This window comes from Allobosea sp. 05T433 (assembly GCF_056396065.1).
On the sequence record NZ_JBFTKS010000002.1, the window covers coordinates 201,298 to 222,448 of the forward strand.

General features: G+C 66.7%; 20 protein-coding genes. 10 read left to right on the top strand and 10 right to left on the bottom strand.

Annotated elements, in window-relative coordinates; genetic code table 11:
* The 4 genes from AC1DGP_RS03105 to AC1DGP_RS03120 are packed head-to-tail and all read left to right on the top strand — an operon-like array spanning window position 1 to window position 4,437.
* Window positions 1-1,578 (top strand): ABC transporter substrate-binding protein, encoded by a 1,578-nt coding sequence (locus AC1DGP_RS03105; protein WP_441504617.1) that lies wholly within the window; start codon window positions 1-3, stop codon window positions 1,576-1,578.
* A 55-nt stretch (window positions 1,579-1,633) separates the two neighbouring features.
* Window positions 1,634-2,593 (top strand): ABC transporter permease, encoded by a 960-nt coding sequence (locus AC1DGP_RS03110; protein WP_441504618.1) that lies wholly within the window; start codon window positions 1,634-1,636, stop codon window positions 2,591-2,593.
* The gene (locus AC1DGP_RS03115) at window positions 2,593-3,495 is read left to right on the top strand and encodes an ABC transporter permease (protein WP_441504619.1); all 903 of its coding nucleotides are present in this window, start codon (window positions 2,593-2,595) and stop codon (window positions 3,493-3,495) included. Before AC1DGP_RS03110 ends, AC1DGP_RS03115 begins: the two co-directional genes overlap by 1 nt.
* Window positions 3,496-3,519: 24 nt before the next feature.
* The gene (locus AC1DGP_RS03120; RefSeq protein ID WP_441504620.1) at window positions 3,520-4,437 is read left to right on the top strand and encodes a dihydrodipicolinate synthase family protein; all 918 of its coding nucleotides are present in this window, start codon (window positions 3,520-3,522) and stop codon (window positions 4,435-4,437) included.
* Between the two features lie 154 nt (window positions 4,438-4,591).
* On the opposite strand, the gene AC1DGP_RS03125 is transcribed toward AC1DGP_RS03120, so the two are convergent.
* Together AC1DGP_RS03125 and AC1DGP_RS03130 are read right to left on the bottom strand one after the other, a co-directional pair.
* Window positions 4,592-8,365: a DUF2339 domain-containing protein gene (locus tag AC1DGP_RS03125; RefSeq protein WP_441504621.1), complete on the bottom strand. Its 3,774-nt coding sequence runs from the start codon at window positions 8,363-8,365 to the stop codon at window positions 4,592-4,594.
* Between the two features lie 323 nt (window positions 8,366-8,688).
* Window positions 8,689-9,063, bottom strand: a complete 375-nt coding sequence (locus AC1DGP_RS03130) for a hypothetical protein (RefSeq protein WP_441504622.1) — start codon at window positions 9,061-9,063, stop codon at window positions 8,689-8,691.
* A gap of 204 nt (window positions 9,064-9,267) precedes the next feature.
* Here AC1DGP_RS03130 and AC1DGP_RS03135 point away from each other — a divergent pair, with 204 nt between their 5' ends.
* Complete coding sequence (locus AC1DGP_RS03135; RefSeq protein WP_441504623.1) at window positions 9,268-9,393, top strand: hypothetical protein; 126 nt, start codon at window positions 9,268-9,270, stop codon at window positions 9,391-9,393.
* Between the two features lie 294 nt (window positions 9,394-9,687).
* On the opposite strand, the gene AC1DGP_RS03140 is transcribed toward AC1DGP_RS03135, so the two are convergent.
* Window positions 9,688-10,269, bottom strand: a complete 582-nt coding sequence (locus AC1DGP_RS03140) for a hypothetical protein (protein ID WP_441504624.1) — start codon at window positions 10,267-10,269, stop codon at window positions 9,688-9,690.
* Between the two features lie 62 nt (window positions 10,270-10,331).
* Between AC1DGP_RS03140 and AC1DGP_RS03145 the strand changes: the two genes are divergently transcribed.
* Window positions 10,332-10,871, top strand: a complete 540-nt coding sequence (locus AC1DGP_RS03145; RefSeq protein WP_441504625.1) for a Crp/Fnr family transcriptional regulator — start codon at window positions 10,332-10,334, stop codon at window positions 10,869-10,871.
* A 127-nt stretch (window positions 10,872-10,998) separates the two neighbouring features.
* Here AC1DGP_RS03145 and AC1DGP_RS03150 read toward each other — a convergent pair whose 3' ends face one another.
* A complete protein-coding gene (locus tag AC1DGP_RS03150; protein WP_441504626.1) occupies window positions 10,999-12,357 on the bottom strand; it encodes a sensor histidine kinase in 1,359 nt (452 codons plus the stop codon).
* Complete coding sequence (locus AC1DGP_RS03155) at window positions 12,354-13,043, bottom strand: response regulator (protein ID WP_441504627.1); 690 nt, start codon at window positions 13,041-13,043, stop codon at window positions 12,354-12,356. The genes AC1DGP_RS03150 and AC1DGP_RS03155 overlap by 4 nt, the downstream gene beginning before the upstream one ends.
* A 148-nt stretch (window positions 13,044-13,191) precedes the next feature.
* Here AC1DGP_RS03155 and AC1DGP_RS03160 point away from each other — a divergent pair, with 148 nt between their 5' ends.
* From AC1DGP_RS03160 to AC1DGP_RS03170, 3 genes are all read left to right on the top strand, one after another.
* Window positions 13,192-13,467: a PepSY domain-containing protein gene (locus tag AC1DGP_RS03160; RefSeq protein ID WP_441504628.1), complete on the top strand. Its 276-nt coding sequence runs from the start codon at window positions 13,192-13,194 to the stop codon at window positions 13,465-13,467.
* A 65-nt stretch (window positions 13,468-13,532) separates the two neighbouring features.
* The gene (locus AC1DGP_RS03165) at window positions 13,533-14,084 is read left to right on the top strand and encodes a cytochrome b (protein WP_441504629.1); all 552 of its coding nucleotides are present in this window, start codon (window positions 13,533-13,535) and stop codon (window positions 14,082-14,084) included.
* Between the two features lie 30 nt (window positions 14,085-14,114).
* Window positions 14,115-14,810, top strand: a complete 696-nt coding sequence (locus AC1DGP_RS03170) for a VIT1/CCC1 transporter family protein (protein ID WP_441504630.1) — start codon at window positions 14,115-14,117, stop codon at window positions 14,808-14,810.
* Window positions 14,811-14,851: 41 nt separating this feature from the next.
* On the opposite strand, the gene AC1DGP_RS03175 is transcribed toward AC1DGP_RS03170, so the two are convergent.
* Window positions 14,852-16,867: a heavy metal translocating P-type ATPase gene (locus AC1DGP_RS03175; protein WP_476831717.1), complete on the bottom strand. Its 2,016-nt coding sequence runs from the start codon at window positions 16,865-16,867 to the stop codon at window positions 14,852-14,854.
* Window positions 16,868-17,035: 168 nt separating this feature from the next.
* Between AC1DGP_RS03175 and AC1DGP_RS03180 the strand changes: the two genes are divergently transcribed.
* On the top strand, window positions 17,036-17,362 hold the full coding sequence (locus AC1DGP_RS03180) for a hypothetical protein (RefSeq protein ID WP_441504632.1): 327 nt from the start codon (window positions 17,036-17,038) through the stop codon (window positions 17,360-17,362).
* Window positions 17,363-17,608: 246 nt separating this feature from the next.
* On the opposite strand, the gene AC1DGP_RS03185 is transcribed toward AC1DGP_RS03180, so the two are convergent.
* The 4 genes from AC1DGP_RS03185 to AC1DGP_RS03200 all read right to left on the bottom strand — a co-directional run bounded on the left by AC1DGP_RS03185 (window position 17,609) and on the right by AC1DGP_RS03200 (window position 20,758).
* Entirely contained in the window at window positions 17,609-18,271 is a 663-nt protein-coding gene (locus AC1DGP_RS03185) for a phosphoribosyltransferase (protein WP_441504633.1), read from the bottom strand.
* A gap of 177 nt (window positions 18,272-18,448) precedes the next feature.
* Window positions 18,449-18,886 (bottom strand): universal stress protein, encoded by a 438-nt coding sequence (locus AC1DGP_RS03190; RefSeq protein WP_441504634.1) that lies wholly within the window; start codon window positions 18,884-18,886, stop codon window positions 18,449-18,451.
* Between the two features lie 247 nt (window positions 18,887-19,133).
* Window positions 19,134-19,673, bottom strand: a complete 540-nt coding sequence (locus AC1DGP_RS03195) for an Hsp20/alpha crystallin family protein (RefSeq protein ID WP_441504635.1) — start codon at window positions 19,671-19,673, stop codon at window positions 19,134-19,136.
* A 437-nt stretch (window positions 19,674-20,110) separates the two neighbouring features.
* Window positions 20,111-20,758, bottom strand: a complete 648-nt coding sequence (locus AC1DGP_RS03200) for a BON domain-containing protein (RefSeq protein ID WP_441504636.1) — start codon at window positions 20,756-20,758, stop codon at window positions 20,111-20,113.
* Window positions 20,759-21,151 lie beyond the last annotated feature (393 nt).

A 21,151-nucleotide genomic window follows, 5' to 3' on the forward strand; every position in this document is an offset into this window, starting at 1 on the left:
ATGACCATGAGGACGTATCGTAGGGCGCTGATCGGCGCCGCGTTGCTGGCCGGCACGATGATGACGCCGGCCATCGCCCAGATGAAGACGATCACCGGCGGCTTCGATGTCGGCCCCGGCGGCCTGCAGGGCAATTTCAACCCGATGACGGCGCCGGCCGGCTACACTTGGCTGAGCACCTATTTCGAGCCGCTGGTGACCTATGATGCCGGCTTGACCAAGCTCGTGCCGGCCCTGGCGACGAGCTGGGAGATCAGCGACGACAAGCTGAGCTACACGTTCAAGCTGGCGCAGGAGACCTGGCATGACGGCCAGGCCTTCACGGCCGACGACGTCAAGTTCACCATCGCGCTCAACAAGAACCCGAAGACCGCGAGCCTGCTGTCGGCGCGCCTGGCGGCCATCGACAGCGTTGAGGTCAAGGACCCGCGCACGGTCGTCGTCAGGCTCTCCAGGCCCGACAACGCGCTGATCGTCAGCCTGACCAAGATGATGATCCTGCCGGCGCATGCGCTTTCGGCGATCGCACCGGAGGACATGGCGAAGAACGTGCTCTGGTCGACGAAGCCGATCGGCACCGGCCCGTTCAAATTCGTGCGCTACGAGACCGATCGCTTCGTCGAACTCGCCGCCCATGAGAGCTATCGCGGCGGCAAGCCCAAGGTCGACCGGCTGATCAACCGCTATTTCGCCAATGCGGCCGCGGCGATCTCGGCGCTGCGGGCCGGCGAAATCCAGTTCACCTATATCGAGTCCGACGACGTCCCGACCTTCAAGGGCAACAAGGATTTCACGGTCATCGAAGGCGCCTCCTATGTCGCCAACTATATCGGCTTCAACAACCAGGTGCCGCTCTGGAACGACATCCGCGTCCGCCAGGCGGTGATGCATGCGATCGACCGCAACGCGATCATCGACAGCCTCTACAAGGGTGCCGCCAAGAAGGCCGATTGCGGCTATGTCGAAGGCAGCCTGATCCCGAAGGGGCTCGACGCCTATGCCTACGACCCGGCCAAGGCGACGCAGTTGCTCAAGGAAGCCGGCTGGGACAAGATCAACGGCACGAAGCCGATCACCTGGCTGACCTATTACAACAACCCGCTGACCGCCAATGTCATGGCCGCCGTCCAGTCCATGCTCGCCCAGGTCGGCATAAATGTCGTGCCGCGCGCCCTGGACCCCGCGGGCTATAACGCCATCGCCATGTCGCGAACGTCGAACCCGGCCGATTTCCCGCTGGTCTATGCCGGCCTGCAGAACGGCCCCGACCCCGGAACGCTCAATCTCGGGCTGAACGAGAGCCAGATCCCGCCCGTCGGCCAGAACTTCCTGCAGATCAAGATCCCCGAGCTCAATTCCGCGCTGAACGCAGCCGTCGCCGAGACCGATCAGGCCAAGGCGACGACGAAATACCAGGACGTCTGCGCCGTCATGAACAAGACCCTGCCCTGGGGCACGATGTGGGTCGCCAATCGCTATGGCGTCGCCTCGGTCAAGCTCAAGGATTTCGTCTGGACGCCGGCGCCGGGCGGCGGGCCGTTCGCGGCCACGCCGGAAAAATGGTCGATCGCGCCCTGAGCCGGCGGGAGGGACGAAAAGGCCCTCCCTCGTCCCTTCGACGACGGACTGACCCATGCTTGGCTTCTATCTGAAACGGCTCGCCGCCGGCCTGATGATGCTGATCGCGCTCAGCATCCTGGTCTTCGTGCTGCTGCGCCTGGCCCCCGGCGACCCGGTCGACGCCTATGTCAATCCGCTGGCGCCGCTGAGCCAGACCGAGATGGACGCGCTGCGCCAGCGGCTCGGCCTCGACCGGTCCTGGCCGGTGCAATATTTCGCCTGGCTCAGCGCGGCGCTCGGAGGGGATCTCGGCTACTCCATCGACAGGGCCGGCGTGCGCGTGCTGCCGCTGCTGGTCGAACGCACCGGGCCCACCTTGCTGCTGATGCTGAGCGGCCTCGCCATGGCGATCGTGTTCGGCATCACGGCTGGCGTCATTGGGGCGGTCAAGCGCAACTCCGCCATCGATATCGGGCTCGGCCTGGTCGCCTTCGTCACGATCTCGACGCCGGCCTTCCTCAGCGCCCTGCTCGGCCTCTATGTCTTCGCGGTCGTGCTGCGCTGGGCTCCCTCGGGCGGGATGCTGACGCCGGGCGCGCCCTTCTCGCTCTCCGACCTGCTGGCCCATCTCATCCTGCCGGCTTCCCTGCTGGCGGTGGTCTATTCCGCGCTGTTCATGCGCTACATGCGCTCCTCGATGATCGAGGTGTTGAACCAGGATTATCTGCGCACGGCGCGTGCCAAGGGCGTCGGCGAATTTGCGGTCATCGTCAGGCATGCCCTGCGCAACGCCATCCTGCCCGTCATCACCCTGATCGGCTCGACCATCGGCATCGCCATCGGCGGCGCGATCTTCATCGAAAGCGTTTTTGACTGGCCGGGCATGGGGCTCCTGATGGTCAAGGCCGTCGAGACCCGCGACTACCCCGTGATCATGGGCGCGACGCTGCTGATCGGTGCCGGCGTCATCCTGGTCAACCTTCTGACCGACCTTGCCTATGCGGTGGTCGATCCGCGCATCCAGGTGAGATAATGAACGCGGATGCGCCGATCGCCGCGAGCGCGGTCCCTCTGCGAGGCAGCAGCCGGAGCCCGCTCCAGCGCGCGCTCGGGCGCTTTCTTCGCAATCGCGCGGCGATCGCGGGAGTGCTCATCCTGGCGCCCGTCCTGCTCGCCGTGCTGACCTACCCGCTCTGGTGGCGCCATGCGCCCAACAGCATCGATCTGCGGGCGCTGAACTCCGGGCCGACGGCTTCCCATTGGCTCGGCACCGACGGCGTCGGCCGCGATACGCTGGCCCGCCTGCTGCAGGGTGGGCGGATCTCGCTGCTGATCGCCTCGGTCTCGGTCGCGATCTCGCTTTGCGTCGGCTTCGTCGTCGGCGCGGTTGCGGCGTTCGGCGGGCGGGCCCTCGACGGCGTGATCATGCGCCTTGTCGATCTCGCGATGACTCTGCCGCCGGTCATCCTGCTTCTGGTGCTCGCCTCGATCACCGGCACGGGCATCCTGCCGACGATCTTCGTGATCTCCCTGCTCTCCTGGCCGGTGCTCTCGCGCATGGTGCGGGCGCGCCTGCTCGAGCTGCGCGAACGCGATTTCGTCGTCGCCTCGCGCGGCTTCGGGGCCGGTCTCGGGCACCTGCTCTGGCGCCATGCCCTGCCGAACTCGCTCGATATCCTCGTGGTCTACGCCACCGTGCAGGTCGCCAATGCGATCCTGCTCGAAGCCGGCCTCTCCTTTCTCGGCATGGGCATCGTCCCGCCCGAAGCGAGCTGGGGCAACATGCTGAGGGCCGCGCGCTCGACCGTCGTGCTGGAACTGCACCCCTGGCAATGGATGCCGGCAGGCGCCGCGCTGGTCGCCACCGTACTCGCCATCAATTTCATCGGAGACGGGCTTCGCGACGCCTTCGATCCCCGCGCCGACATCACCTGATCAACGCAGAGAAAGTTTCGGTCCATGGCACGTTTCCACGGTGTGGTTCCCCCGGTCGTCACCCCGCTGACGCGAGATTTCCGGGTCGATTACCCCTCCTTCACCCGGGTGATCGAGCATCTACTCGAGGGTGGCGTCGACGGGCTCTTCGTGCTCGGATCGACCAGCGAGGTCGTCTTCCACGGCGATGACGAGCGCCGCAGGATCATCGAGCATGCCGTGAAGATCAATAACGGCCGCGTCCCGATCTTTGCCGGGGCGATCGACCCGACGACCGACCGCGTCATCCAGCACGCCAGGGCGGCTCAATCGGCCGGCGCCGATGCGCTGGTCGTGACCGCCCCCTTCTACACCCGCACCAACCAGGCCGAGACGATCGACCATTTCCGCTATGTGCGCGAGGCGGTCGACTGCCCGGTGATCGCCTACGACATTCCCGTCTGCGTCCATATCAAGCTGGAGCGCGCGACGACCGTCACACTCGCCCGCGAAGGCACCGTGGCCGGCCTGAAGGATTCCAGCGGCGATGACGGCAATTTCCGTTTCGTCCGGCAGGATCTCGCCGACATGCCGGATTTCTTCGCGATGACGGGCTCCGAGATCGTTGTCGACAACGCCGCGCTGATGGGCGCCCAGGGCGTGGTCCCCGGTCTCGCCAATGTCGACCCCAAAGGCTACGTCAAGCTCTGGCGGCTCACTCAGGCAGGCCAATGGGACGAGGCCCGCAACGAGCAGGAACGGCTCTGCCGCCTGTTCGAGATGGTCTGGATCTCGCTCGGCCGGACCAGCGCCGGCTCGGCCGGCGTCGGCGCGTTCAAGACGGCGATGCAGCTTCTCGGCATCATCGACACCAACACGATGGCCCGCCCGCAACGCTCCCTCAACGCCGAGGAAGCGGCGGCGATCAAGGTCATCCTCAGCGAGACCGGCCTTCTCGGCTGATCCGAGGACGGTCGCAGCTCTCCCCAGGAATGCGGCTGCGGCAGCAACCGCGTTACATCATCGGACAGGAAATCGTATCCGATCCGATGATGTGATCCTTTGTGTTTGCATCGGCTTTTCCGAAAAAGCGCAATCCACTTTTGGGGCTGATGCTTTAGCCCCCTTCCGTTGCGGCCCCGCTTTCCCGGATCGCCGCGCCCTGCTGCGCATTCTCCCGCTGCAGCAAGCGCTGATAGGCGAGCCCGATGCCGACCAGGCTGGCGCCGAGGCCGATGAAGGAGAGCGCCCGCAACAGGCCTTCCAGCCCGGACATGTCGACCAGAAAGGCCTTGCAGATCGCGATGGTGACGACCGCAAGCGAGGCCAGACGCAGATCCTTCGATTGCAAGCGGAAGCCGAGCGCCAGCAGCGCGACGCCATAGAGCAGGATCGCCGCCGAATAGGCGTAGAGTTCGGTCGCACCGATGCCGTCGGCCAGGAGATCGGGGCCGACGAACCAGCGCCGCACCTCGATCAGCACATAGGCGAGCGCCCCGATGATCGCCGTGCCGCCGAAGATCCGTCGCGGCAGGGCCGCCGCAACGAATTCGCGCGTCCAGCGCGCCGCAGCGAAAGCAAGCAGCGCGGGCATGAGATAACCGACCAGGGCATTGTCGAGGATGAACAGGCCCGCCAACGGAACCTCGCTCAGCAGCGGATTGGCGACGACGCCCGAGAGAACCGCGAAGACGGCGCAGGAGGCGATCGCCGCGCTCTCCGGGCGCAAGGGGACAGCGCGGCCCTGGATCGTCACCGTGCCGGCGATCATCGCCGCAATGGCCATGATGAAAGCGATCGCGGCGTAGCAGCCGGCCTCGGCCAGCGTGACCGGCTCGCCTGAGACCAGCAGCGGACCATGGAAGCCGTGGCGCAGCAGCAGGAAGGCGCAGAGCGCCGTGCCCGCCCATGCCGTCCACGCGAAGGCCCGGCTGATTCTGGGCCGCGCATCGCGCAACCAGAAGGCTGCGCCGGCAAAGGCGAGCACAACCGCGCCATAGCCCCAGAGGATGCGGTTGAAGATGATGGGGCCGGAGACGCCGCTCTGGTCGAACAGCGGATTGCGGACGATGCCGAGCGCCAGGGCAGCCCAGCCGACGGCGGCGAAAGCGAGCACGCGCAGGACCCAACGGGTGACGCGGTTCTGCGCCGCCTCGTGCCAGATGCGCGCGGCTGCAGTGAGGGCGAGCAACGTGATCGTCACGATGACTGCCTCGATGAAGCCGACCGTTTCGACCGAGCGCGGCGCCAGTTCCGGGCCGGCAAAACCCTGCCGGACGATCAGGACGGCGCCAAGCGAGACCAGCACCGCTGCGCAGGCGGTCAGGCATTCGCCGATGCGCGAGCGCGCCTGCCCGCGATCGAGCCGGAAGCCGAGCAGGCCGAGCGCGCCGCCGGCAAGGACATAGAAAAGGAGCCGGTTGAAGATCGGAGGCCCGAGCACCGCCGTGCCGTCGAAGAGCGGATTGAGCAGGCCGCAGAGCCCAGCGAGGCTGAGCAGAAGCAGGAGGGCCGCCGTGATATCGGCCGCCGGCCGCAAGACGCGCCCGCCCAGGCGGCGCGCCAGGACCTGCAGTCCAGCGCCGATCAGGCCGAGCGCCACGACATGGGCGACAGCCTCCTCGAACAGGCGGTTTCGCGGCAGGCCGGAATAATGGCCGGCGATCAGCCTGATGTCCGGGACGAGCTCGGGGCCGGCAAAGAACTGCCGGATCTCGAGCAGGATGAAGGCCGCGCCGAAGAAGGCCGCCAGGGCCTCAAAGACGCTGCGCGGCCGGTCCTGCTTGCCACGCAGCGCCAGCGCGCCGATCGCAAAGCACAGGGCCGGCCCGGCATAGGCCGGGATGACCCAGTTGACGAGCGGCCAGGAGCCCATGTCGGAGACGATCGGCTGCCAGACCAGGCGCGCGAGCGCCGCTGTCGCCAGGGCGGCAGACATGCTGCGCAGAAGCGGGATCGGCCGCAGGCTGGCGATGATCGCGACGCCGGCCGCCGCGACCGCAAGCCCGACGACGAGCCAGGTCTCGCGCAGGGCAAAGGCGACGGCGAGGCCAAGTGCGATCGCGCCGCCGGCGGCATAGGCGGCCGAGCCGATCAATGCCAGCGGGTTTGTCCGGGAGCGCGTGCTGCGCCGCTCGACCGGCAGCAGCAATTCGGAGGCGGCGAACAGGGCGGCAGCAAGCAGAAGCGAGAGCGCCGCAAAGCCCGTCGAGCGCTCGAAACCGTTGCTCCGGAGCGCCGTCGCCAGCAGCAGGCAGATCGGCCCGAGCGCGGAGGCGAAGCCGAGGCAGCCGCGGATGATGAAGCCGCCGGCGCCGGCGCCCTTGCGCAGGAGCAGTGCGTAAAAGGGCAAGCCGCCCACGATCAGGGCGAGTAGCGCCGCCGTCCACCGGATGCCCGGCCCGGCATTGCCGGTGATGCTCAGCCTGACGATGTCGAGGACGATGTCCGGCGAGAGCCCGAAGGTGCCCTGCACGTTGGGCCAGAGCAGAACCATGCCGGAAGCGGCGGCCGCGGCGAGCGGCGCCAGCGGGGCAAGATCGCCGTACCGGACGGCTGAGATGCTGGCGACCAGCACGGTCGTCAGGATGGCGAGATGCAGCATGACGGGCCCGCCATCGGCAGTCCACAGCACCCCGGACAGGACCAGCGGCGTGGCGATCGCGGCAAGGCCGATGCCGTCGAAGCCGGCGACCGGCCAGGCGCTTCTGGCTGTGCCGCCCTTCAGTTTCGGCCATTCCTTCAGAAGCACGAGCGCCAGCACAGCCCCGACGACGAGCAGGAGGGATGACCAGGTCGGGCTCTCCCCGGACAGCCCGATCAGGGCTGTCCAGATGCCATGGCCGGCGATGGCGCCAAGCGTCACCACGCGGCTCGGCTGCCACGCATGGATGAGAAAGGCGACGGCCGTGACGAGGGCGAGGAACACGGATAGCGCCGGAAAGTTCGGCGCGCTGCTCGCGACCAGCAGCGGCGTCGCGTAGGAACCGACCAGGCCGAACAGGCCGAGTACCGGGCCGTGGAGCAAGGACGCGGCGAGCGCCGCGAGCCCGATCAGTCCCATCAGCGTGAAAGCCAGGGCCGGCCCGATGAAGCCGTGGATCGCATGGGCCGCGTAGACGACGCCGAAGCCGCTGAGCACGCTGACGCCGGCGAGAACCGCAGGGATATTGGCCCCGCCGAGCCGGCCGAGCGCGCCCGGCCTCTCGCCGAGATGGGCAAGTCGATCGCTCCGCCTGAGATACTCGCTGGCCACGGCTGCAATGAGGGAGAAGGCTGCGCCCATCAGCAGCCGCATGCCGGGGCCGAAGACGCCGGCCTCGATGGAATAGCGGACCAGGAAGAGCCCGCCGAAGGCGAGCGCAATGCCGCCGACCCAGACGGCCCAGCGCGAACCGATGGCCTGCTCGAAATCGCGGCGGGGCGCGGATGGCACAGGTTCAGGCGTTGCAAAGGCATCGAGCGACGGCGGGGCCTCGGCCTCCGCGTCCCGCGCCAGCTCCGTCATCGCGGCGGCCTGTTCCAGCGCCAGCGCGTCGGCTGCGAATGCGTCGGCAGGCTGCGGGGCGGCGAGCATGGGATCCGCCGCGGTCTCCAGTGGCGTCGGCGGCACGGCCTCGGCCGTGAAGGTTGGATCCTCTGCCGGGGCAAGCTCGCGATGCAGCCATTCCGCAGGGACGGCCTCGTCCTCTGCCTCGGCCTCCGCCTGACCGGTTTCGCCGTGGGCTTCGCGGAGCGTGGAGAGGGCAAGCCGGAGCTGGTCGATCTCTTCCTGCTGCTTTGCGACCAGGGCCAGCGCGCGATTGGCGCGCGAGAGGGAGGAGAAGGCGGCCCAGGGAATGGCGATGAGGAAGCCAATGACGGCAAGGCCGAGAATCACCAGAGCTTCCAAGGCAGGCCCTCAACCTAAAGTCGTTCGCCCCCGACACTTAGGGCACCGGGCCGGGAATTGTCTAATCTTCGGCGGTTAACCTGCCAGCCGGCCAGGCTCGCCCTCCAGATCGACCGCCATGTCAGCATTCCGAGTGCCACGCCGATCACGAATCCCACGGTGCTGGCAGCGAACCCGCCCCCTCCCTGCAGCCAAGGCCCGGACATGAAAGGCCCGCCATTCCCTTCGAAACGGCGGGCCACGATCGGCAAGGCAGACAGGGAAATTCCCCCTGGAGGATGATCAGGCCTGGCCGGGCCATGCGTGTCCGGACAGGCTTTGGATCACCAGCGTTCGTAATATCCGGGACGGGGGCCATAACCAGGGCGCGGGCCGTAGCCGGGGCGCGGGCCATAGCCGGGGCCATAACCAGGGCGTGGTCCATAGCCAGGCCGCGGGCCGTAGCCAGGGCGCGGCCCGTAGCCGGGGCGCGGGCCATATCCGCCGCGACCATAGCGCTGCTGGCGATTGGCTTCCTGCATCATCATCAACCGGCGCTCCTTGGCGGCGGTCATGCTGTATTCGGCCGGCTGCCGGTCGAGGCCGGCGGCCAGGCCAGCGGGCAAAGCTTCGGCACTGGCGGGCGTGGGAGAGGCAACGGCTGCACCTGCGATCGCGATCGCACCCAGCACGCTCGCAAGGAAGGTCTTTCGGTTCATCTCGGATCCAATCTTCAAGGCCGCGTCGCGGCAAAACACAACAACTCCGCATTGCGGGGGAATCATAGCAACACGGTTGTAACTGATTTGTTCCCGCGCTGGACGCATGCGGGGCGCACCGCCTTTGTCTTGTGCGATGCAGCATAAATGGTCATATAGGGACTGCCTAAGCACCCTCCCTCACAATCTGAAAGGAGAGATTCGATGCTGGACAGGCACGTTTCCGACTGCACAGTCGAGACAGAACGCGAGCCCCAAGAGGACCACGAGGAGCAGCAGGACGAGACGGATTTCTCGCCCCGCGCCTATCAGGAAGGCTTCTGGAGCTAGACCGAAACAAGGACGTTACAGAGAGATCGGCGGCGGGCGGCCATTGGGCTCAGCCTGCCGCCCGCGAGGGCCGAAACGCCCATGCTGCGCCTGCACAAAGCAGCAGGGCCAGCCCGGCACCGAAGGCGGCAGCGCCGTTCAGCCCGGCGACAAAACCACTTCGGCAGCGTATCGGCTGGAACCAGCCCAGTCATATTCAGGCGATACAGCCCGACAGGCCCCCGACCGCACGCAAGACGAGCCCTGCGTCGTCGTCCCAAGGCCGGTACCGCTTCTGGTCCGGATCGCTGCGGCTCACTGGTGTGGGCGGTCACCCCTGGCGATCATGAGATGATGTTCCTGATGATGCATGCCCCGCGTCATGACGCCCAGGAAACCCAGTCCCTTGAGCTTGGCTGCATCCTTGGCGGGAACGCGCACCGTGATGGTCGCCCCGTTCTCGATAGGCGCCGCCTCGAAGCGCCAACCCTCCCGGTCATTCATCGTGGCGGCGTGCGCGAGCACCATGCGTCGCACGGCATCTCGCACGGGCGGAGTTCCGGTGACGGTAAACCGCCTCCCCCCTTCGACCGCCTCGGCCTTGACCTCGGACGACAATGTCACGGCGCTCATGTCGGCAAGGTGCTGCCGCAGCGCTTCGATGTCAACCTTGGACCAATCGGTCCTGGGGTCCTGTTCCAGGATTTCGACGATCTCCTGAATCGCGGCGAACGCCCCCTGCCCCGGTTGCGTCGGACGCAGGCCAGGCCCACCGGAGTCTTGCGTCATCGGCTGGCTCGCAGCAGGGGTTGCTCCGCCGCCGTGATGGCCGGAATGCGTTTGCGCCAGCACGGCTGCGGGAAGCAGGCAGGCGAGGAAAGCAATGGAGCGGATCATGCTGGTCTCCTTGTGTGGAATACGCTTGCCATGCCGCCAAGACGCTGAACATGATAGCGATCATGCCCGAACCAGCAATTGCGCTCCTGAAGGGGCTTTCCACGCAGACATGCGAATTTTGCGCGGGGGACGCCGTTTTCCATCGCGGTGACCCCGTCCGGCTGGTTCATGTCGTCCATTCCGGCTGCCTCCATCTCATCCGGCACCAGGATGATGGGGCCGCGCTGATCCTTCAGCGCGCGCTGCCTGGGGCCATTCTGGCCGAAGCCTCGCTCTATTCCGAGCAATATCATTGTGACGGGCGCGCCGAGACCGCGGCTGTCACGCAGGCGGTCTCGCGGCGCGATCTGAAGCAGGCCCTGGCGCATGATCCGGTGCTTGCCGAAACCTGGGCCAGCCATCTCGCTCATGAAGTGCAGCGGGCACGACTGCATGCCGAGATAGCCTCCCTGAAGACGGTCAAGGCCAGGCTCGACGCATGGATCGCCTGGAACGGCCCTCTGCCGGCCAAGGGAGGTTGGCGCCATATCGCGACCGAGATCGGGGTGTCGCCAGAGGCGCTGTATCGGGAAATTGCGCGAGCGCGCGCTGCGCGAAGGTGACAGGCAGCGGAGCTCCAGGGCCCCGATCGCCGGAAACGGCTCCCATTCACGCCTGTCGATAGGGGCAACCGAGGGTTGCCGCTCCGCACCGCCCGGGCCGCGTCCTGGCGACGGGACCGAAGGGCGCTCAGCCGGCTGTCGGCTTCAGGCCGGGGAGTTGCACCTGGACCTCGAGGCCATCCGCCTGTCCCGGGGCGGGCGAGCAGAAGGCGAGCTCGCCGCCGACACCGCGCATGATCGTCTGCACGATCGAGAGGCCGAGCCCCGAACCGTCGGCCATCGTCGTGCCGCGCGTGAAGCGGTGCGTCATGCCGTCGAGGACCTCCTGCGACAGCACCGGCCCGGCGCTGGTCACACTGAAACTCCCGTCCTGCGTCAAGCTCACCCGCACCACCCGGGTCGGGGAGCCATGTTTCAGCGCATTCTCGATCAGGTTGCGCGCGAGGATCGCAAAGGCGTCGATGTCGAGGGTCGAGACGAACCGCTCCTCTGCCGGCAGCGAGAGCTCGACCCTGCCCTGGTCCTCAAGGTGATGCAGAACGAGAGCGAGCACGGGCACGAGGTCCTGGGGCACTTCCGAAAGCAACCCGCCCCCCTCGGCCTTGGCGAGCTGGAGCAACTTCTCGGACAGGCGCGCCAGCCGTTGCAGCGCCGTCTCGATCTCCTTCGTGCGGGCGCGGGCCGGCCCCTCCGGAAGCTCGGCCCTGAGGCGCTGGGTCTGCGCGAGGGCGGCAGCGACCGGCGTGCGCAATTCATGGGCGCTGTTGGCGGTGAAGCTGCGCTCGGCATCCAGCAGCCGCCGCATCCGCGCCATCAGCGCATTCACGGCCTCTGCCACCGGTGCGATCTCCGAGGGCAGTGCCGCGACCGCGACCGGCGCCAGATGACCATCGCCGCGCGCCTCGATCTCGCGCCTGAAGGCCACGACCGGCCGCAGGGAGAAGGCGACCAGCGCCCAGGTTCCGGCGATGCCGAGAGGCAGAAGCAGCAGCAGCGGCCAGGCCAGCACCTTGATGGCGTCGCGCACCGCGTTCTGGCGGTGGCCCGGTCGCTCGGCGGCGGTGACGACAAGTGTGCCGCTGACGGCGACCTCCGTGTAGAGACGCGAACTCGGTCCGTCGCTGAAGCCATGCGCGGGGTTCGGCGGAAACTGCGCCGGGTCTGCGTCATGCGACTGCAGCAGGCTCCGCCCGGCCGCATCGCGCACGACATAGGTGATGTATTCGCGATGTGCGCCGACCGATGCGATCTGCTGGGGCCCGGGCTCTGCATCCGCATCGCGGTTGAGAACCTCGGTATAGGCGAGCGGCAGCACGCGCTGGACCACCTCCTGCAAGGCACTGTCGAAGACCTCGTCGATCTCATGGCGCAGGAGCAAGCCGGCGCCCAGCGTTGCCAGGAGCCACAGCGCCATGACGCCGCCGGTCAGGGACAAGGCGAGCCGGCGTTGCAGGCTGCCCCTGGGCGGCAACGCGAATCTCGTCATGGCCTCGCCTTGCCCGATCCTGCGACGGCTGTCGCACCGAGACGATAGCCCATGCCACGCACGGTCTCGATCACATGGGCGCCGAGCTTCTTGCGCAGACGCCCGACATAGACCTCGATCGTGTTGCTCTCGACCTCGGAATCGAAGGCGTAGAGCCGCTCTTCGAGCAGCGCCTTGGAGCAAAGCATGGCCGGGCGCTGGAGGAAGGCGTCGAACAGGGCCCATTCGCGCGCGGTCAGGGCGATGCTGCGGCCATCCCTGGCGATGGTGCGCGCCGCAAGATCGAGCGTCAGATCTCCGATCCGCAGCAGGGGATTGGGATTGCCGCCATAGCGGCGCGCCACGGCGCTAAGGCGTGCGGAGAGCTCCGCCAGATCGAACGGCTTGACGAGATAATCGTCCGCCCCGGCGTTCAGCCCCGCGATCCGATCGGAGACCTGGTCGCGCGCGGTCAGGACGATCACCGGGGTCGCGTCGCCGGCCTGCCGTCTGGCGCGGAGCAGGTCGAGCCCACGCCCGTCCGGCAGCATCAGGTCGAGAAGGATCAGGTCGTAGCTCGCAAGCCGGATGAACTCCGTGGCATCCGCAATCCGGCTCGCCCAATCCACGCCATGTCCGTCGGCTGCGACCTGGTCGCGCACCGCTGGACCCAGGATCGGATCGTCCTCGACGAGAAGCACACGCATGCCGGGTTCCGCAGCCTCCGGGGACCATTCGCCCGTCTATGGCACAAACCTGACAGCGGGCTGAACGCAATCGCATCCGCCGTTCAGGTGGGTGTCAGCTTGGCGTGATGGAAGGGGCCATCGGCCCAACCCGTGGAGGACAGGTTTCATGAAGCGCGCCCTGCCAGCCGCCGCACTCGGCCTCCTCTTCGGGGTGACGGCTCCCGCTTACGCCGGCCAACGCTGCCTTGCTCCGATGACGGAGTGGAAGCCGCGCGAGGCACTGGTCGAAAAGCTCCGGGCCGAAGGCTGGACCACCATGCGGATCAAGACCGACCACGGCTGTTACAAGGTCCGCGCGGCCGACGAAGCCGGCCGCCGCATCAAGGCGAAATTCGATCCTGAAACGCTCGAACGCGTCACGCGGGATGGCGACGACGACTGACCAGCCGTCAGGCCCCCTCTCCAGCCCCTGCTCTCAGTTTCAGCTCCTGCCATGAGGATTTCCCGATGCCGACACGCCGATACGACAGGTTCACCATCAGCCTTCACTGGGTCATCGCGCTCGCCGTCGTCGCGGCCTACGGAATAGGGCTCGTGCGCGACGAATTCCCGAAGGGCGACCGCCCGTGGCTGCTCACGCTCCATATGTCGATTGGTCTTCTCGTGATCGCATTGACGGTGGTGCGCATCGGCTGGCGCAGCATGACGCCCGCACCCGAGGCGCTGCCGGCCGCGCCGATGGTGGAACTGGCTGCGAAGATCGCACATCTCGGTCTTTACGCGGCGATGCTGGCGATCCCCCTGATCGGGCTCTTCGCGGCCTGGATGAGGGGCCGTCCCGTCGACTTCTTCTGGCTCGCCACCATTCCATCGCCGGTCGCGCTCGACACCGCTCTGGCAAAGACTCTCAAGGACGCGCATGTCGTGGCCGCCCATCTCTTCATGGTGCTGGCTGGCGTCCATGCGCTGGCGGCGATTGCCCATCACCTCGTCCTGAAGGATGCAACGCTCTCGCGTATGCTGCCCCTGGTCACGCCCCGCGGTTCGCGCTTCGACTGAGCGGCCCGGCCAACCGCAAGGACCGACGCCATGTATCCGCTCCACCGTGAAAATCATCTTGTCGAGCGGATCGGCTGGCTTCGCGCCGCCGTGCTCGGTGCCAATGACGGCATCATCTCGACGGCAAGCCTCGTCGTGGGCGTCGCGGCGGCGGCCAAGAGCGCCAACGAGGTGCTGGTCGCGGGCGTCGCCGGGCTCGTCGCCGGCGCCATGTCGATGGCGGCTGGCGAATATGTTTCCGTCAGTTCCCAGTCGGACACCGAGAAGGCGGACATGGCGCGTGAACGGCGCGAACTCGCCGAGCAGCCCGAGGCGGAACTGGCCGAGCTAACGCAGATCTACGTGGAGCGCGGCGTCGAACCGGCGCTCGCCCGCAAGGTCGCGGAGCAGATGACGGCCAGGGATGCCTTCGAAGCGCATTCACGCGACGAGCTTGGTCTCGCCGGGCACATGATCGCGCGGCCTGTCCAGGCGGCGCTGACTTCGGCCGTCACGTTTGCAACGGGCGCAGCCGTCCCCTTGCTGCTCGCCCTCGTCGTGCCCGCGGGATCGATCGGCTGGGCGGTCTCAGGTGGTTCGCTCGTCTGCCTTGCCCTGCTTGGCTCGATCGGCGCCGTCGTCGGCGGAGCCGGCATCGTCAAGCCGACCCTGCGCGTGACGTTCTGGGGCGCCATCGCGATGGCCGCGACCTGGGCGATCGGCGCGCTCGTCGGGCATCAGGTCTAGGTTCCTCCCCCAAGGATCCGCGGCTGGCGCCGGTCCGGTACTTAAGACTCTCTCCCGGCTGCTGCCGTCACCCGCTTTTCGCCGGCCGGCAGCAGCCGCGCGGAGTTCGAGATGAAGATCAGCTCGGACGAGACGTGGATGAACGCGGCCAGCAACGGATTCAGGAAGCCGAAGGCCGCCATGGCGATGCCCAGGGCATCCACCGCGATTGTGCCTGAAAAGTTCTGCCAGATGACGCCGCGCGTGCGCTGGGCGATGCGAACCGTCTCGACCAGACGCTCCAGGTCGTTGGCCAGCAGCACGATATCCGCGCTCTCCTTGGCGACGTCGGTCCCGGACCCCATCGCGATGCCGACGCTTGCAGCCGTCAGCGCCGGCGCGTCATTGATGCCATCGCCCAGCATGGCGACCTTGGCACCGGAGGCGACCAGGGTCCGCACGCGCTCCAGCTTCTGCTCGGGCAGCATGCCGGCCTCGACCGTGTCGATGCCCAGACTGGCCCCGACGCTGTCGGCAACCCTGGCATTGTCACCGGTCAGCAGAATGGTGCGGATCTTCAAGGCATGCAGGGCGCGAATGGCAGAGGCCGCCTCCGGCCTGACTTCGTCGGCCACTGCGAAGGAGCCCGCATAGAGGCCGTTGATCGCGACGCAGATCTCGGACGAGACGGCGTTGCCGGCCCGACCCGGGGGAGCCTCGATCCCATCGGCCTGCAGCAGCTTGACGCTGCCGATCAGGATACGATCCTCGCCAATCTGCGCCGAGACGCCGCGACCGAGCGTGTAGTCGAAGCGATCGGGCTCCGGCACCGCAATCTCGCGCGCCCGCGCTTCCGCGACGATCGCCTTGGCCAGCGGATGTTCGGAGCGCAGTTMGGCCGAAGCCGCCAGCCTCAGCAACTCCCCTTCGCTACGGCCGGGCGCCGGATGGATCTCGAGAACCCGCGGCTCGCCGAAGGTCAGCGTCCCCGTCTTGTCGAGCACGATCGTGTCGATGCGGCCGAGCATCTCAAGGTGCACGCCACCCTTGATGATCGCGCCGTTGCGCGCGGCACGGCCGATGCCACCCAGTACCGCCAGGGGCGTGCCGGCTGCGACGCCGCAGGCGCCGGCGACGATGATGACCGAGATCGTGTCGCGGATGTTTCCGGTGAGCAGGTAGGTGACGATCGCCGCGGCGAAGGAGAAGTAGACGAGATAGCCGGCGAGCTGGTCGGCGAGGCGCTGGACCGGCGCGCGGGACTGTTCCGCGTTCTCGATCGCGTCAATGATACGCCCGAAGCTGGTGTCGCGTCCGACGCGGTTGACCTGGATATCGAGCGCACCCGACTGGTTGATCGAGCCCGCGAAGACGGCATCGCCTTCGCTGCGCTTGATCGGCATCGACTCGCCGGTGATCCGCGCCTGATCGACATAGGACAGGCCCGACCGGACGAGCCCGTCGACAGGAATATTCTCGCCGGGAGCGACCAGGACGCGGTCGCCAACCACGATACTGTCGATGGGAATGACCGAGATGACGCCGTCGCGGCGCACGGTCGCCTCATGCGGCATCACGTCGATCAGGTCGGCGATCGCGGCCCGCCCACGGTCCACCGTCAGATGCTCCAGCTCCTCGGCCACGAGCACGAAGAAGGTGACGACCAGCGCGGTGAAGAATTCAGAGATCGCGGCGGCCGCCACAATGGCGATCGACATGGAGAGCTCCATGGTCATTCGCCGCTCTTTGATGTTCTCGATCGCCTCGCGGACGATCGGCCAGGCTCCGAACAGCAAGCCGCCGACGCCAACGAGATCCCAGCCTGCCACGGGTCGGACGACCTGAAACCAGATCAGCACGGCCGAGACGGCGACAACCGCGATCCGCAGAACCTCGATGGTCTCGAGGTCGTGACCGAACAGCATCAGCGCGCGCGGCACGCGGCCGCCAAACCAGCCTGGAGCGCGCCTGGCCTGCTCGGCCGCGCTAGCCGAGCAGGAGCGCTCGAACGGGCGAAAGCAGGTGCAAGGCTGCGCGCTGGCAGGACAAAGCGGCGCGGAACCGGTGATGGTCGTCATGGTGGTATCATCCCGATCGGGTCGATGTGAGGATTGCGCCATCCATCTAGTTTAGAATTATTCCAATTACAATCCAAGCTTCACTTTGGCATGGCCTTCCCTCATGGTGGCGGACGGCTGGGATGCAACGCCCCTCTTCACCACCGAGTCATCACGGAGGTAGCGCCGATGCATAGGGGTTGCTTGGCTCTCGCGGCCGCCGCAGCCGTAACGGTCGGGGCGGTGAACCCAGCCCGCGCCGATGCGATCGACGGCGCCTGGTGTTCCGGACATGGGCAGCGCTTCGCCATCGAGGGCCCCTCGGTCACCACCACCAAGGGCCTGACGCTGTCGGGGACCTACACGCGGCACAGGTTCAGCTTCACCTTGCCTCCCGGAGAGGCGGATGCCGGCGCGCCCGTCGATATGGTGCTTCAAGGCGAGACCCAGGTGCGGGTGACGATCGGTTCTGCCGGCGCCGAGATATGGCGCCGCTGTCCGGCAGGCATCAGCTAACCCAAGGTGGCCGTGATGGCGCGGCCGGTCGATCGGGACGACGCCGGTTTGAAGGATCAGTTCATCAGATCATCGGACCGGAAACCGTATCCGGTCCGATGATCTAACCCTTTGTGTTTGCATCGGCTCTCCCGAAAACCGCAATCCACTTTTCGGGCCGATGCTTTAAAACACCTGCTGCGGGTTCATCGCTGGATCAACCAGCAGCACGCAGCCTTGATCAGGCAAACGGACCGAGATGGCGGATCAGCGGCCCGCCTGCCGTTCGCCGGCCGGAAAGCGCGCCAGGATCGAAACGACCTCTTCATCGGAGACTTGCCCGAACTCCCCGTAAAAACTGCTGATGGCGACGAAGGGCTCCGGACTGTCGAGACAAACGAGGTCATCGACCTCGGGGCGCAGCTCCGCGACGACCTCCGCAGGGGCGACGGGGACGGCCAGAACGAGCCTTCCAGGCCTGCGCTGGCGTATGGCCCTCAGCGCGGCCCTCATTGTTGCTCCGGTCGCAATGCCGTCGTCGACGACGATCACGCTCCGGCCGGTGAGCAGCGCACGGGCGCGCGCGCCGAGATAGCGAGCCCTCCTGCGGTCGATCTCGGCGAGTTCGCGAGCGTAGATGCGCTGGAACTCGTCCTCCCCGATGGCCGCACGCCTGATGATCGCCTCGTTGCGCACCATGATCGGCTCCCCGCCATCCACTACGGCACCAACGGCGAGTTCCGGCTGCCAGGGAAGGCCGATCTTGCGAACGAGAACGAGGTCGAGCGGCGCGGCCAGGGCCTGCGCGATCTCGGCTGCGACCGGCACGCCCCCGCGCGGCAGCGCCAGCACGACAGGATGCTGCCCGCGATAATGCAGGAGCGGCGAAGCGAGCCTGCGCCCGGCATCCGTTCGGCTCGAGAAGCGCATCGGATCTCACCCTTCAATCGAACGCGTCACGCACCATTCGGTCTGGGAGGCCAATCCGTATGTCATCGTCGGTGCGCCCGGCTGCCTTCTCGCCCGAGGCACAGAAGCCCGCACCCCATGCCGGTGCATCGCGCCACACCGGACATTGGCCGCAACAGCCACCGACCGGGAGATGCCTCACCTGAAGACCAGAACCGGGATCTTCGAATGGGTCAGCACCTTCGTCGTCACGCTTCCGAGAACAAGGGCGGCGACGCCGCGCCGTCCGTGAGATGCCATTGCGATCAGATCGCAGCCACGCTGTGCGGCCGTCCTGATGATCTCGCGATAGGGATCGTCACTCTCGATCTGGACCACATCGCAGGGTATACCGAAATGCTTCGCCTCGCTCTCTGCAACCGCCAGAACGGCGGCTGTCTCAGCCTTGGCATGCTGCCTGTACCCCTCGCGTGTCGTCTCGAGTTGCTCGCTCGACACCGTGAAGATGTGAAATGGCTCTACGACGGTGAGCACGGTGACCTTCGCGCTCGCGTCGCGGGCAAACTCCATGGCGCTCAGCATGGCAGTCCGAGAGAGCGCAGAGCCGTCGATCGGGACCAGAAGATGGCTGTACATGGTTCCTCCCAATGTTCTTGGATCAGCTGCGCCAGGATCATGCCCGACGCCAGGAACGCATCGCCGCGAGACTTCGCGCTCGACAGGGAGACGCCCGCCAGCGCAAGCGCGGCCGTTCCGGACGTGCGAAGCTTAGCGCGCCGCAGTGTCTGCGCGTCGAGGCCGAGGACCCGATCGGTACACGACCTCGACCGCCCCGGCCGTATGGCGATGTCCACTGACAGGGCAACCGCGGCGACGCCGGGTATCAGGCCGCCTTGATCGAGATCTTCTTTTCGGCCCTCTGCGCTCCGACCGTCTTCGGCAGCCTGACCGTCAGGATGCCCTTGCTGAACGTCGCATCGATCTTGTCGGCATCGACGCCTTCAGGCAGCTGGAAAGCGCGTTGGAAGGAGCCGTAGCGGCGCTCGGACATATAATACTCCTTCTGCTTTTCCTCCTCCTTCTCCTCCTTCTTTTCCCCTTTGATCGTCAAGGTTCGGCCGGAGAGGCCGATTTCGACATCCTTCTCGTCAAGGCCGGGCAACTCGGCCGTGATCTCGTACTGTTTCTCCTTCTCGGCGAGGTCGATGGCCGGCGCGACGGGCCAGCCGGCACCCGACAGGCGGTGAAGCGCGAGGTCGAAGGGCGAACGCGTCACCGGAAGGCGCCAGCCGAACGGGTGGAAGTCGTCGAACAGTCGATCGATTTCGCGCCTGAGATTCTCGAACGGCGTCCAGCCGGTCTGCTGCGCGGGCATGGTTGCTTTGTCGCCCTTGATCGGCAACTTGGTTGCGGGATCAGCCATGACGATCTCCTTTGGAACGTTCGGTGGATCGCAGATACCGCCGCCATGTGCTCAGCCAAGCAGTCTTGCCAGACGGGCCAGGCAGCGGCACCACCCGTCGCATCCCCCAGGACCGCTTGCTTCTCCGCGACGGACCGCTTGGACGGTCCTAGCCCTGCGCCGGTCCGTCCGAGCGAGGCAGGCACTGTATCAAAGCGCGAGGCGCCCGCGATATCCTTGACGCAGCGGAAAGGGCAGCACGCCTGTCCAAAAAATACCGCCATGGCGGCCCCGATGGGCAGGTTTAGTCCAGCACGACGCGCGGGTGCCAGCACGTTGCCCGGCCTCTCCCATCGCCCCCCGTCAGCTTGACCGCTGCCTGCATGGGACTGCAGCGCAACGTCGCCTGATCATAGATGTCGGCCGTTCAGATTGATGCGACGCCGCTCGACATCAGGTCACGCAATGGCCAGGTGATCCTCGACCGCCGTGACGCCGGGTGCAGCCCAGGCCGCCCGCTCAGCGACGCCTCGCTCGTGCCAGGCCTTGACCTTTCCTTCCAGCGTTACCCGCCCGCCCGATACCATGACGCGGATCTGCCCCGCCTCGAGCTCCGCGCTGCGCTTCAGCGCGCTCTCGATCCTGTTCTTGACGTCGCTGGCTTCCACACGTGGCTTGACGGCGATCAGATTGATGACGCCTGCGACGCCGGAGAGCTTGCGCAAGGCGGCCTCTGCGGCATCGCGCTGGAAATACCAGTCGACACTGCCCGTCAGCGTGATCCAGCCATCCTGGACCTTGATCTTGACCTTCTCGTCCGGGATTGTCGTGTCCCAACTGATGAGGTCGACCGCGCGCTGCGCGATCTCGTCATCGTTGGTCTTCTTGTCGCTTGGGAGCCTTACCTCGATTTCCTGAGCGATCGCGCGCACACCCTTCACCCTCTGCACGATATGCTCAGCCGCCAGCTTTTCGGCATAGCTGCCAACATGTCCCGAGAGAGTGACCGTGCCGTTCTCGACCGCGACGCCGATATGGGCCGCGCTCACGCTCGGCTCGAATTCGAGCTCGTTGAGCACATATTCACGAAGCAACAGATCATTCATCGCCACCTCCTGATTGTTTGGAAATGCGTGTCGTCCGAGGCTGACCCCATTCTGGCCAGTTCTCGAAGGGCAACATTGACCTGGATCAAGAGGCCAGCCACGGGCTCGCAGCGCCCATCGTTCCTCCATGCCCGCTGCGTTCGTCGGGCGCCTTCAGAGACGTCCCCCGCGCGCGCCGGTCAGGCCTGATGCCTCAGATCAACATGCCCCCGGGGGCAGTGTCCTCGCCGCGATCGATCGCGCGGGCCTTGCAAATCCCAACGGCTGCCTAAGCGGAAGGCCACGCAGAGAGCCTCTGGTTTGGCCCGACCGCGTCGCGGTGCGAGACCGCGCTGACCGAAAACCGACCTCCGCGCATCGGAGAGGAACCAGGAACGAGCCCTCGGCGCGGAG

Excerpts from the sequence above, each read along its gene's own strand:
- AC1DGP_RS03105 (WP_441504617.1), top strand. The coding sequence starts at position 1 with ATGACCATGAGGACGTATCGTAGGGCGCTGATCGGCGCCGCGTTGCTG.
- AC1DGP_RS03110 (WP_441504618.1), top strand. The coding sequence starts at position 1,634 with ATGCTTGGCTTCTATCTGAAACGGCTCGCCGCCGGCCTGATGATGCTG.
- AC1DGP_RS03115 (WP_441504619.1), top strand. The coding sequence starts at position 2,593 with ATGAACGCGGATGCGCCGATCGCCGCGAGCGCGGTCCCTCTGCGAGGC.
- AC1DGP_RS03120 (WP_441504620.1), top strand. The coding sequence starts at position 3,520 with ATGGCACGTTTCCACGGTGTGGTTCCCCCGGTCGTCACCCCGCTGACG.
- AC1DGP_RS03130 (WP_441504622.1), bottom strand. The coding sequence starts at position 9,063 with ATGAACCGAAAGACCTTCCTTGCGAGCGTGCTGGGTGCGATCGCGATC.
- AC1DGP_RS03135 (WP_441504623.1), top strand. The coding sequence starts at position 9,268 with ATGCTGGACAGGCACGTTTCCGACTGCACAGTCGAGACAGAACGCGAG.
- AC1DGP_RS03140 (WP_441504624.1), bottom strand. The coding sequence starts at position 10,269 with ATGATCCGCTCCATTGCTTTCCTCGCCTGCCTGCTTCCCGCAGCCGTG.
- AC1DGP_RS03145 (WP_441504625.1), top strand. The coding sequence starts at position 10,332 with ATGCCCGAACCAGCAATTGCGCTCCTGAAGGGGCTTTCCACGCAGACA.
- AC1DGP_RS03150 (WP_441504626.1), bottom strand. The coding sequence starts at position 12,357 with ATGACGAGATTCGCGTTGCCGCCCAGGGGCAGCCTGCAACGCCGGCTC.
- AC1DGP_RS03155 (WP_441504627.1), bottom strand. The coding sequence starts at position 13,043 with ATGCGTGTGCTTCTCGTCGAGGACGATCCGATCCTGGGTCCAGCGGTG.
- AC1DGP_RS03160 (WP_441504628.1), top strand. The coding sequence starts at position 13,192 with ATGAAGCGCGCCCTGCCAGCCGCCGCACTCGGCCTCCTCTTCGGGGTG.
- AC1DGP_RS03165 (WP_441504629.1), top strand. The coding sequence starts at position 13,533 with ATGCCGACACGCCGATACGACAGGTTCACCATCAGCCTTCACTGGGTC.
- AC1DGP_RS03170 (WP_441504630.1), top strand. The coding sequence starts at position 14,115 with ATGTATCCGCTCCACCGTGAAAATCATCTTGTCGAGCGGATCGGCTGG.
- AC1DGP_RS03180 (WP_441504632.1), top strand. The coding sequence starts at position 17,036 with ATGCATAGGGGTTGCTTGGCTCTCGCGGCCGCCGCAGCCGTAACGGTC.
- AC1DGP_RS03185 (WP_441504633.1), bottom strand. The coding sequence starts at position 18,271 with ATGCGCTTCTCGAGCCGAACGGATGCCGGGCGCAGGCTCGCTTCGCCG.
- AC1DGP_RS03190 (WP_441504634.1), bottom strand. The coding sequence starts at position 18,886 with ATGTACAGCCATCTTCTGGTCCCGATCGACGGCTCTGCGCTCTCTCGG.
- AC1DGP_RS03195 (WP_441504635.1), bottom strand. The coding sequence starts at position 19,673 with ATGGCTGATCCCGCAACCAAGTTGCCGATCAAGGGCGACAAAGCAACC.
- AC1DGP_RS03200 (WP_441504636.1), bottom strand. The coding sequence starts at position 20,758 with ATGAATGATCTGTTGCTTCGTGAATATGTGCTCAACGAGCTCGAATTC.